The 12,472-nt window shown below is 32.0% G+C and carries 10 protein-coding genes; 3 read left to right on the top strand and 7 right to left on the bottom strand.

Annotated elements, in window-relative coordinates:
- Positions 1-1,456 precede the first annotated feature (1,456 nt).
- The 3 genes from ACKTTV_RS22850 to ACKTTV_RS08850 are packed head-to-tail and all read left to right on the top strand — an operon-like array spanning position 1,457 to position 5,484.
- Positions 1,457-2,380, top strand: a complete 924-nt coding sequence (locus tag ACKTTV_RS22850; RefSeq protein ID WP_456243521.1) for a T9SS type B sorting domain-containing protein — start codon at positions 1,457-1,459, stop codon at positions 2,378-2,380.
- 30 nt (positions 2,381-2,410) lie between these two features.
- A complete protein-coding gene (locus tag ACKTTV_RS08855; protein ID WP_408030478.1) occupies positions 2,411-3,334 on the top strand; it encodes a PorP/SprF family type IX secretion system membrane protein in 924 nt (307 codons plus the stop codon).
- 11 nt (positions 3,335-3,345) lie between these two features.
- Positions 3,346-5,484 carry an OmpA family protein gene (locus ACKTTV_RS08850; protein ID WP_408030477.1) on the top strand — a complete coding sequence of 713 codons (2,139 nt, stop codon included), beginning with the start codon at positions 3,346-3,348 and terminating at the stop codon, positions 5,482-5,484.
- 50 nt (positions 5,485-5,534) lie between these two features.
- On the opposite strand, the gene ACKTTV_RS08845 is transcribed toward ACKTTV_RS08850, so the two are convergent.
- From ACKTTV_RS08845 to ACKTTV_RS08815, 7 genes are all read right to left on the bottom strand, one after another.
- Positions 5,535-5,732 carry a hypothetical protein gene (locus ACKTTV_RS08845; RefSeq protein WP_408030476.1) on the bottom strand — a complete coding sequence of 66 codons (198 nt, stop codon included), beginning with the start codon at positions 5,730-5,732 and terminating at the stop codon, positions 5,535-5,537.
- A gap of 110 nt (positions 5,733-5,842) precedes the next feature.
- Positions 5,843-6,109 carry a hypothetical protein gene (locus tag ACKTTV_RS08840; RefSeq protein ID WP_408030475.1) on the bottom strand — a complete coding sequence of 89 codons (267 nt, stop codon included), beginning with the start codon at positions 6,107-6,109 and terminating at the stop codon, positions 5,843-5,845.
- 91 nt (positions 6,110-6,200) lie between these two features.
- On the bottom strand, positions 6,201-6,893 hold the full coding sequence (locus ACKTTV_RS08835) for an HAD family hydrolase (RefSeq protein ID WP_408030474.1): 693 nt from the start codon (positions 6,891-6,893) through the stop codon (positions 6,201-6,203).
- Complete coding sequence (kdsB, locus tag ACKTTV_RS08830; protein ID WP_408030473.1) at positions 6,890-7,627, bottom strand: 3-deoxy-manno-octulosonate cytidylyltransferase; 738 nt, start codon at positions 7,625-7,627, stop codon at positions 6,890-6,892. The genes ACKTTV_RS08835 and kdsB overlap by 4 nt, the downstream gene beginning before the upstream one ends.
- 108 nt (positions 7,628-7,735) lie before the next feature.
- Positions 7,736-8,860, bottom strand: a complete 1,125-nt coding sequence (locus ACKTTV_RS08825; protein WP_408030472.1) for an energy transducer TonB — start codon at positions 8,858-8,860, stop codon at positions 7,736-7,738.
- Between the two features lie 412 nt (positions 8,861-9,272).
- Complete coding sequence (locus ACKTTV_RS08820) at positions 9,273-10,016, bottom strand: LytR/AlgR family response regulator transcription factor (protein ID WP_408030471.1); 744 nt, start codon at positions 10,014-10,016, stop codon at positions 9,273-9,275.
- A 64-nt stretch (positions 10,017-10,080) separates the two neighbouring features.
- Positions 10,081-12,408 carry a tetratricopeptide repeat protein gene (locus tag ACKTTV_RS08815; RefSeq protein WP_408030470.1) on the bottom strand — a complete coding sequence of 776 codons (2,328 nt, stop codon included), beginning with the start codon at positions 12,406-12,408 and terminating at the stop codon, positions 10,081-10,083.
- Between the last annotated feature and the right edge of the window lie 64 nt (positions 12,409-12,472).

Genomic DNA, 12,472 nt, shown 5'->3' with positions numbered 1-12,472 from the left:
AGATGTTAATAATGATGGTATCGCCGATGGAGGTGATTCTGATGGTGATGGTATTGTTGACTCAGCAGATGCGGATAGTAGTAGCTTTGGAGAAGGAGTTTCAGGAGAGCCTGATAACACTGATAGTGATGCAGATGGTTATCCAGATTATTTAGATTTGGATAGTGATGATGATGGGGTGAATGACGTTGTTGAAGGTGGAAATGATGATATTGATGGGAATGGTCTAGTAGATGGTTCAGATTCTGATGGTGATGGTATTCTTGACGCTGTAGATGAAGATCCAACAAACTTTGGAGATGCTGGAAATACTGATGCTAACGATACGGACCCTGCAGATCCAAACAGTGGAGGAACTGGAACAGTTGGTGACTCTGGAGTGGATACAGACGGAGATGGTATTCCTGATAGTGAAGATGGGTTTGATGGATATGGTGATAATGGATTGGATACAGATGGCGATGGTATTCCTGACAGTATTGATGTTGATGATGACAATGATGGAATTCCAGATGTTAATGAGGGAACAGTTGATACAGATGGAGATGGAGTTATTGATAGCTTAGATTTGGATAGTGATAACGATGGAATATTAGATGTTGATGAAGGAGGAAATGGAGATTTAGATACTAATGGTGATGGTAAGATTGATGCCAATGATACAGGGTATTCGGATGTAAATAATGATGGACAAGCAGATGCTTCTGTTGATGCTAATGAAGAACCAGATAGAGATGGGGATGGAGTGCCGAATTATCAAGATTTAGATAGTGATAATGATGGAATTAATGATGTAATTGAAGATGAAAATATAGATGTTAATAATGACGGTATCGCAGATGGAGCTGATTCTGATGGCGATGGTATTGTTGATTCAGCAGATGCAGATAATGGTAGTTTTGGAGAAGGAGTTTCAGGAGAGCCTGATAACACTGATAGTGATGCAGATGGTTATCCAGATTATTTAGATTTAGATAGTGACGATGATGGAGTTAACGATGTTGTTGAAGGAGGAAATGAGGACAGTGATGGAAATGGGTTAGTAGATGGTCCAGATTCTGATGGAGATGGTATTTTGGATCCAGTAGATGAAGATCCTAGTAACTTCGGAGATGCTGGAAATTCAGATTCTAATGATACAGATCCTGTTGATCCAAATAGTGGTGGAAATGGACCTGTTGATGATTCAGGAGTTGATAGTGACGGAGACGGAATTGCCGATAGTGAAGATGGATTTGATGGTTTTGGTGATAGTTCAACGGATACAGATGGAGATGGAATAGAAGATGACTTGGATGTTGATGACGATAATGACGGAATTCCAGATGTTAATGAAGGTACAGTAGATACTGACGGAGATGGAATCATTGATAGCTTAGATTTAGATAGTGATAATGATGGAATACTAGATGTTGATGAAGGAGGAAATGGAGATTTAGATACCAATGGAGATGGTATGATTGATGTTAATGATATTGGATACTCAGATACAAATAATGACGGTCAAGCTGATGCCTCTGTTGATTCAGATGAAGAGCCAGACAAGGATGGAGATGGAGTGCCTAACTATCAAGATTTGGATAGTGATAACGACGGAATTAATGATGTGATTGAAGATGAGAATATTGATGTTAATAATGATGGTATTGCAGATGGAACGGATTCTGATGGAGATGGTATTGTTGATTCAGTAGATGCGGATGATGCTAATTTCGGAGAGGGAATTTCTGGAGAACCAGATAATACAGATAGCGATTCTGACGGACAACCGGATTATTTAGATTTGGACAGTGATGATGACGGAATTAACGATGTTGTTGAAGGTGGAAATGATGATAGCGATGGAAATGGGTTAGTAGATGGCCCAGATACTGATAATGACGGTATTTTAGACATCGTTGATCAAGACGTTGATAATTTTGGAGATGCAGGAAATTCGGATAGTAATGACACTGACCCTACAGATCCAAATAGTGGAGGAAATGGTGTGGTTGAAGATAGTGGTACTGACTCAGATGGAGATGGTATTTCTGATAGTGTAGACGGACTTGATGGTTTTGGAGATGCAGTTGATTTAGATTCATGTGTAATGGTTTATAACAACTTTAGTCCTAATGGAGATGGTGTAAATGACTATTTGAAGATCGATTGTATTGAAAATTTCCCAGATAACTCAATTGAAATATTTAACCGATGGGGAAATACCGTATTTAAGCGAGAAGGATATACTAATAATGAGGCAGTTGCTTTTAAAGGTATATCCGAAGGAAGAGCCAATATAAAAGTAGATAGTAAGCTACCTGTTGGTACATATTTTTATATCTTAGACCTCGGAAATGGAACGGAGATAAAGAAAGGTTGGATATATATAAATAGGTAGTTTATAATAGAATAATTAAGAAGTTTTAAAATGAAATTATTTTCAAAATTAATCTGTTTCATAGCTGTTTGTTTAGTAACAAATAGCTATGGACAACAGGATCCGCAATTCACTCAATACATGTTTAACACAATGAGTGTAAATCCAGCCTATGCGGGGTCAAGAGGACATACTGTAATCACTGCTCTAGCTAGAACTCAATGGGTAGGTTTTGATGGAGCTCCAGATACTCAGAATCTGAGTTATGATTCTCCTATAGGGTTTGCAGGACTAGGATTGGGAGTGAATTTGGTAAATGATAAAATAGGACCTTCTAGTGAGGTGTATTTTGATGCGAATATGTCATATTCGGTAAAAACTGGAGAAAAAGGAAACTTGGCCTTTGGATTAAGGCTCGGAGGTAGACTTTTAAATATTGACTGGACAAAAGGAAACGTCGTTGAAGACGAAACTTTATTTCAGAATAATATAAATGGAAGGTTTTTACCAACAGTTGGAGCGGGTGTGTATTATCATGAAGAAAAATGGTATATGGGATTGTCTGTACCTAACTTTTTAAGATCAGAACATTATGATGCTAACTTAGGGAGCCAAGGGATAACTGCGGTTGAAAGAATGCATTTCTTTTTTATTACTGGTTACGTGTTTGATTTAAATGAAAGTATTAAGTTTAAACCAGCAGCTTTACTAAAAGGGGTTACAGGAGCTCCATTATCATTAGATGTTTCTGCTAACTTTTTGTTTAACGACAAGTTTAGAACAGGGATAGCTTGGAGATGGGATGATTCAATTAGTGCTCTTTTAGGTTTCCAAGCAACGGATTCCCTTTTAATAGGATATGCTTATGATTTAACAACCTCTAACTACAATGTGGTAAACTCTGGAACACATGAGGTAATGTTGAGATATGAAATATTGAACCCATTGAAATATAGATCACCAAGATTCTTTTAAAAAACAAACTAATGAATTTACGAGGGAGAAGTTTACTGTTGTTAGCAGTATTAAGTTTTGCTAAGCTTTCTGCGCAAAGCAAAAGGGTAGCAGATAGGTACTTTGAAGAATTTTCATATGTTCAATCGGCGGAGCTTTATAAAGCGATAGTTGTTGAAAAGGGAGATTCGTCGAAGCATGTATTAAGTCGTTTGGCGGATTCTTATTACAATAATGCTAATACGTCTGAAGCACTTAACTGGTATGAATTATTGGTAAAGAAATATAAAAATGAACTTTCTGATAAATATCTTTTCAGATATGCGCAAGTATTAAGAAGTAATGGAAACTATAAAAAATCAGATTCTATTTTTTTAGAACTGGCGGAAAAAGGGGGAAAGAACAACAGAACCTCAGAGTTAGAAAATAAAAATTACTTACTTGACTACTCTAATGCTGAAAATCAAAGAATTGGTGTAAGAAATTTGAAATTAAATACGCATTATTCCGAATATGGAGGGTTTCTTTTAAATGGTTATGCTTATTTTTCTTCTTCAGCACCTAAAGATGGTAAAAAACAAAAGCTTTATAAATGGAACAATCAACCATTCTTAAATATTTATAAAGCAAAGGAAAATATAGAATCATTAGAGTCTAATGTAAAGGATACCGTGTTAGAGCTTTATGATAAGAGAATTTTACCAGCTCCAATTACTACAAAATACCATGAGGGAAAACCTGTTTTTACAAAGGATGGAAGAACCATATATTTTACACGTAATAATTTTGATGGTAAAAAGGTTAGTAAAGATAGAAAGCGATCTGTAAACCTTAAAATTTACAAATCGAGACTAATCAATGGTGAGTGGTCCAAAGTAGAAGAATTACCGTTCAATAGTGATGATTATTCAGTTGGACATCCAGCTTTGAGTCCCGATGAGAAGAAATTGTACTTTGTTTCTGATATGCCAGGTGGTTTTGGAGGAAGTGATGTATATTCAGTTAATATTGTAAGTTCTGATGAATATAGTACGCCTATTAATTTAGGGCAGCAAGTAAATACTTCAGACAATGAAAGATTTCCTTTTATAGGTGAAGACGGAACGTTATACTTCTCTTCTGATGGTCATTTAGGCTTTGGATTATTGGATATTTTTCAAACAAAAATGTTGGAGGATGGCAATTATTCAAAGGCCGTTAATTTAGGGGAGCCTTTCAATAGTAAAAAAGATGATTTTGCTTTTTATATTGACGAGATTGGGAAAAAAGGTTTCTTTACTTCTAACAGAAAAGGAGGAAAAGGGGATGATGATATTTATAGTTTTTATATCTATCAAGATGTTTGTGAAAAAGTGATAGCTGGAACAATAGTGGATACTAAGTTTGACAAAAGAATTGCAGGAGCCAATTTGAAATTGATTAATTCGGATGGAGATGTTGTTGAAGAAACATTTTCAGATAATGAAGGTAAATATTCTTTTAAAAAGGTGCCTTGTGATTTAGATTTTGTAATTGCAGCTAGCAAGTTTGATCATAAGTCAGATAAGGTATCTGTAAATACGAAAAACAAGGATATCGACATAGTAAAAGCCGATTTAAAGTTAACACCATTAATTATCGGAGATCAAATTGTGATCAATCCTATCTATTTCGACTTTAATAAATCCAATATTAGAGAAGATGCCCAATACGAGTTGGAAAATATTATTACTGTAATGAAAAATCACCCTGAAATTGTTATTAAAATTGAAGCGCATACCGATAGTAGAGGTAACGATTTATATAACAAAAAGCTTTCGGACAAACGAGCTAAAGCTACAAGAGATTATATAGTGTCTAGGGGAATTGAAAAGAAAAGGATTGAAAGTGCAATTGGATTTGGTGAAGAAAGGTTACTGAATAATTGTACAAATGCTAGAAGAAATAAATGTACAGAAAAGGAGCATCAGGTAAATAGAAGGTCGTATTTTTTCATAGTAAAAGGAAAGGAGTTTATTAAAGCGAAGCAGCAAGCGGAGATAATAAAAATGAAAAGGAGAATGAGTAGAAAAAATAGTTATTTATTTTTCTTAAAGAATAATTTTAAGAAAGGAAAGAATAACAAAAATGATAATAAATGTCTAGTTGGAGAGAACTGTGACGAAAAGGAATCTGTACCAAATAAGATATAAAAATAAAACTCCGAACATTGTTCGGAGTTTTTTTGTCATGTAAAAATGTTTTATCTTTTTACTATCGCCATACAAGCGTATAGCTCTGGTCTTGTAGCTGTAAATTCTCTGAGCCAAATCTTCAATTCGTTTATTTCGTGAGGTAATAGTCTCGTTAAAGCTTTCTCTAGCTCCTTACAAAATAATTCAGAGTTAAAACTAACTTTTTTGAGTATAGTTTTGGTGTACTCATACATAGCTCTTGCCATATCTTAGGGGATTTGAGTTAATTTTCGCATGTTCTAATTTACAAAAAAATAAGAACTTAATTGTTAAAGTTGACCAAAAAAAAATCTGACCTAAGTCAGATTTTAAGATTTTATAAGTTGTTAGCTCTTTCTAATAGGGCTACAGCTTTACTTTCAAGCTCTTGACTAATGGCTTTAAAGTGGCTTTTTGCGCTTTCAAAATCATTACTATTTATCTTATTTAAAAGATCATCATAAACGTCATATGCATCGTCAAGTATAGCGTTTGATGCAGTCAAATCTTCAGTAGGATTCTTCTTTTGCCAGTCATCACAAATAGTAGCAATTGCCCCTAAAGTATAATTGATGTCTTTTTTTAAGTTTTTAATACTTGCCATAATTTTATTTTTTGGCAAATTTAAAGGTTTTCTCGTTATTCAGAATAAGAAAATATTTAAAATTATCTTATTAACCAGTTAAAAAAGAGGTTTATACAAAATTTAATAAATCTTTAATATTGTTAATGGTCAAATAATCTTCGTTTAATGTACTGGAATTCACTTGTTCATATTGCCAAGTAGTATGAAATGGAACATGAATAGCTTGGCCTCCAATATTCAGAATAGGAAGAATATCTGATTTTAACGAATTTCCTACCATTAGAAAATCTTTTGGTTGAGTATCAATATGTTTTAGAAGTTTCGTGTAATCGTCTTCTTTTTTCTCACTCATTACTTCAATATGATGAAAGTATTGAAGTATTCCAGATTTTTTAAGCTTTTTCTCTTGATCCAATAGATCGCCTTTAGTGGCAACTATAAGTTTATATTTTTTACTAAGTACTTGTAATACTTCTTCGACATTATCTAAAACAATAACAGGCTTTTCGAGCATGTCTTTACCAATTTGTAGAATTTTAGATGATATCTCTCCAGATAATTTTCCATTAGATATTTCAAGAGCACATTCCATCATGGATAGAACAAACCCTTTAATTCCGTACCCATATAAAGGAAGGTTTTCAATTTCCTTTTTAAATAGTTCTTGGTGAATTTTATTTTCAGTTTCATAATTTGATAATAAAGAAGCGAATTCGTTTTCTGCTTCTCTGAAATAGGTTTCATTCACCCATAGGGTATCGTCAGCATCGAAAGCTATTACTTTAATATTATCGTTTATCATATTTGATCCTGTATAAATTTAATTGCTTTTTCCAAGTCTTCAGGAGTATCAATTCCGATACTTTCTACAGACGTTTTAATCATTTTAATCTTTTTTCCTACTTCTAAATAACGAATGCATTCAATTTTTTCACTAATTTCAAGTGGTGTCATAGGAGTATTGTAGAAATCAATTAATGCAGATTTTCTGAAAGCATATACGCCTTTATGTTTGTAATATTTAGTATTAGAGTTTTTATCTCTTAAATGAGGAATGACACTACGAGAAAAGTATAACGCAAAACCATTGTTGTCCGTAATAACCTTTACATTGTTAGGATTTTCAATTTCATCGTTATCGGTTAATTCTACTTTTAACGATGCAAGGTCTATTGTGTAATTTTGATCTTTCTTAAATATCTCAATTAGCTTTTTTAAAGAATTTGTATCGATAAAAGGTTCATCTCCTTGAACATTAACAACAATGTCTACATCCATATTTTCAACTGCTTCGGCTATTCTATCGGATCCACAATCATGTTGCTTTTTACTTATGATAACATTTCCTCCAACAGCACTTAATGAATCTTTTATAACTTCAGAATCTGTTACAACATATACTTCATCGAAAAGTTGCGAATTTATTGCTGCTTTATAGGTTTTAACAATTACAGGCTCTCCTCCCAAATCTTTCATTAACTTACCTGGAAACCTTGTAGCGTCGTACCTTGCAGGTATCATTGCAATTATTTTCATACTATTAGTTTTAACAAACAAATATACTATTAATGTTAATAGGTTTATAGTAAAAAGAAAAGGTCAGAATAAATATTCTGACCTTCTATATATTTTGAACTAATATTCTTAGTTTAATTTAAAGTTAATTGGAATTGTATACTGAACATTCGCAAACTTTCCATCGTGTTTACCAGGTATAAAATCTGGTAATTTAGAAACCATTCTTTGAGCTTCCAGTTCTAAAAGTTCTCCATTTTTAGGACCTCTCATTTTAATGTTCTTAACTTTTCCTTGAGTATTGATTACAAAAGTAACCCAAACTTTTCCTTCAATATTGTCCCTTGCAGCAGCAGAAGGATAATGGAAGTTTCTTTGAATATGACTAATCATTCTTTCATTGAAACAGTTTAACTTATCAAAATCTGAAGCGTTTGCACAAGCTTTAAATTGAGGAATAGATTGTACTTTATTGAATTTTACAACATTTGTAAATACTTCCTCTTTAACAGCTGGAGCTACTTTTTTAGCTTTTTTAACAACACGTTTTTTAGCAACAGTACTTGATTTTTTAGAACCAGGTACTCTGAAGGTAATTGGAATTCCATACTTTACTTTTACAGCTTTTCCGTTGTGCTTTCCAGGAACAAACTTAGGTAATTCTTCAATTAATCTTTTAGCTTCGCCTTCTAGTAATTCACCTCCTTTAGGACCACGAAGTCTAATATCTTCAACATCTCCTAATTGGTTAATTGTAAATTGAGCTAAAACTCTTCCTTCGATACCTTTATTTAACGCAGCTTCAGGGTAAGTAAAGTTTCTTAAGATGTGTTTAGACATTTGTTGGTCAAAACACTTAGCTTGTTTAATTAAAGGTTCGTTTTCACATTTTTTGAATAAAGGAATTTCTTCAACTAAGTTAAATGGAATTTTCTCAAGCATTTCACCTGAATCTTCCAATTCTAACTTACCAACAAGTAAAGTTGTTTTTTTTACGTTAGCAACCTTTTGAGAAGTGTTATTTGCCCCTAATGATACAGCAGCTTTATTCTTGCGAACTACACGTCTTCTTGTTGAAACTTCGATTGAAACTTGCTTTTTGGCGTTACCATCTGCATCCTTCACCTCTTCTACAGCACATTTAGTTATACTGTTTGGATCAGCAATACCCTCGTCTGGGGTATCACAGTGCTCTTGTGCTATTGTTGTAAAAGACAACAACATAGCTAAAATTAACAAGGGGAATCTCATCATAATCTTGCTTAATTTAGGGGTTAATAAATTAAATTAATATTGTAAACCTAAGAAAAGAAAATTTAAAATCAAAAAATAATTAATATTTTTTTTCGAATAAAGCCTTGTTTTATCACTTGCCAATAACAAAACTCTATTTTTTTAAACTTAATTTTCTACCTAGTTAGACGCAAAAATATAAAAAAATTACACATATCATAATTTTTTTTACTGATTTTTAGTTAGTTATATTACGGTTTTCCGTAAAATTCGCAAAAATTAGTAGATACAGAGGACTAGATCTTGTGCTATTTAATTAAAACTTTTTTTTAATTTTTCCTTCTTTACATACTGTTGTAAAATTAATTATCATTTGGTGTAGGTCACTGATTTTTATATTATTTTAAGTTTATACATATTATATAGGAAGGATTTATATGGCAATAATTTTAAAAAACGAATCTCTTTTTCTTGTGGCTAGAGGTACTTTATTACCATTGTTCAAAATTAGAAAATCTCCTTCCCGTTTATCATATCTGGACAAATGATTAAGATTTATGATGTGAGATTGATGACAACGGAAAAATGTTGAGTCAGATAAAAGCTTTTGATATTCTTTAAGAGACTTGGAAGCTATTAATGGGCTTTTATCTTTTAAATAAAATTCAGTATAACTGCCATTCGCTTGTAAATGATAAATTTCGTTAACTGTTAGTATTTGTATACCATATTTGTCTTTTAATATGAGTTTGTCCGGAATACTCGATTTTTGGTTTATGTTATGTGTTAGCGTTTTTATTTTTTTTGGTGTTTCATGTATATCTATTTCTTGTTTTGCTTTTTGAACGGCTTGTTTTAACTCATCGATATCAAAAGGTTTTAGTAAATAGTCTAAGGCACTAAATTTAATGGCCTTCAAAGCGTATTGTTTAAATGATGAAATAAAAATGACTTGGAAGTCGATCGATTTCATATTTAATAACAAATCGAATCCATTGCCATCAGGTAACTCTACATCTAGAAATATTAAATTTGGCTTTAGTGAGTTAATTAAATTAGTTGCTTCTTCAACATTGCTAGCTTCACCAATTATTGATATATTGTTACAGTGTGTATTCAAAAGCCGCTTTAAACTTTCTCTAGCGGCCGTATTATCTTCAATTATAATGGTTTTCATTCTCTAATATGTTTTATAGTTCTAACAGGGAGGTAATTTCTTAATAGAAGGAATGGAACAAAAGTTATACGTATTTAAAAGGAAGTTTAAAGGTTACTGATGTACCTGAGGAAATACTTTCAACAAAGAAAGCTATATTTTTATTACCCATTTGTTTAAAAAGATCGATTCTTTCTTCTGTAATTTTTATGGCATGTGATATATGATTGTCATTTTTAGGAGAGGTCGATTTTTTTATTCCTTCTCCATTATCTTTCACTTGTAGTTCTAACCCATCTTTTTTCATAGTAAAAAACACATCTATTGTTGCGTTATCTTTAATATTGGCCAATCCATGTTCAATAGCGTTTTCAACGAAAGGTTGAGCAAACATAGGAGGCAGTGCTATTTCTTCTTCATCTATATCATCAGATACATTAATTTTGTACTCAAATGGATGTTCACGTCTTAGGTTTTGTAAAAACAAATAATTATCCAACATCTTTATTTCTTCTTCTAAGGTGACAAAATTATTTCTTGAATTATCTAAAACTTGACGAATTAATTTTGAAAACTTTACTAAATATTGTCCTGCTTGCACTTTTGCTCCTTTATCGATGTAATCATGAATAGCAGACATGGCATTGAATATAAAATGAGGGTTCATTTGAACTCTCAACAGATTTTGCTCTATTTCTTTATTTTGTTGCTTTAATTTAAATTGCTTTTGTCTATATATTAAAAAGAATAAAGTACCTAATAAGACTAATAAAACAACTAGACCACCATATATCATTAGTTTTAACTTTGATTCTTTTAATTCATATGCTTGAATAGTGTTTTTTTGATGTAAGTTTACAATAGCTTGTTCCTTTTTTTCAGTATCATGCTTAACTTGTAACTGGGCAATTTGCTGACTTTTTTCTTTTCCTAAAATAGAATCATAAATACTATGATAAACTTCCATGCTTTCTAAAGCATTTTTATAATTACCAGTAACTTTTTCTAATTCAACTAGTATTTTGGTAGCATCTCTTATAACTGAAGGGTAATTAATTTTTGACGCTAATGTTATTCCTTTATTTATGTATTCTTTTGCAAGATGATATTTTTTTTGTTTCCAATATATTTTCCCAATATTACTGGTTGCCTTTGCTTCTAAGGATTTTTCACCAGTATCTTTGCTAAGTGCCAATCCTTTTTTCAAATATTCTAAAGCATCCTGATACTTACCTTGTTCTGTATAAACATCACCAATAAGACAAGTTGATGAAGCAATAATACTTTTAAAGCCTTTTTCTTCTGCCAGTTGTTGTGATTTAAAACCGTATTCTAGTGCTTTGTCATATTCTTTGTTTAACATATAACAGTCTGCAATGCTCAAATCTGAATCAGCAATTATTTCTTGATAACCTAATTCATTACTTATCTGTTTACATTCTTCATAATAAGTTAGAGCTTTTTTAATATTGCCCATCATTTTATATACATAACCAATATTATTTGTTTGATTAACCAAAGCCCTTTTATCTCCCAAATCTTTTTTTACAGTGTAAGATTTTATAAAGTAATTAAGAGCCTCCGCATAGTTTTCCTGATTGGCAAAAATCATACCTATATTATTGTAAACTAAACCAACAGATTTTGTTTGGTTGTAACGTTTAAATATTCCAAGTGCTCGTTTGTTATATTCCATGGCACTATTGTAGTTGGATAGCCATACATAGGCTAAAGCAATATTGCCGTATCTTTTTGCTAACCCCACAGAATCTTTAATTTGGGCAGAAAAATCGGCTGCCTTGAAGTAGGTTTTTAGAGCTTTTTCATATTCTCCCTTCCTCTTGTGCATAACACCAATGTTTGAGTATAGGTTACCAACTCCGGTTAAATCGTTTAGCTCTTTTTTTAGAACTAATGATTTTTTAAAAAAAACAATGGCTTTATCTAAATTGCCTTTTTTCCCTTCTAAGGCGCCAAAACCGTTATATGCTCTTGCAATACCTTCTTTATAATGATTCTCTTTTGAAAGGATCAAAGACTTTTCATAATATTCGTTGGCTTTTTTATAGTTACTATGTTGCATAGCACTCCAACCAATCCAAAATTGAGCATTGGCAATGCCACTATGGTCTTTAATTGTTGAAGCTTTTTCAATAGCTTTTTTAGAATAATTATAAGAAGAAGTTGAATCTATTTCACTATACTCGAAAGCTAGTTTATTATATAATTCAATCTGATTCTTTATAGATAAGTTTTTGTTAGAGAGTTCAGTAATTAAAGAATCTATGATGGTTTTATTCTGTGATAATAGAGGATTTGAAACAAAGATTAGAATTAATGAAAGGAATTGGATGTTTCTGTTAACATTTCGAAAATACACCTCAAGAGAGTTGCACATAGATTGATGTAACATAGTAATAGTTGATTTAAGTGATACTTGTTTAATTTGTTCTTAATTATCACTTATTAAAGAGAGA

The sequence above is a fragment of the Tenacibaculum xiamenense genome (assembly GCF_964513065.1).
Classification (GTDB): Bacteria; Bacteroidota; Bacteroidia; order Flavobacteriales; family Flavobacteriaceae; genus Polaribacter; species Polaribacter xiamenense.
This window is presented reverse-complemented; position numbering and strand designations above follow the sequence as displayed.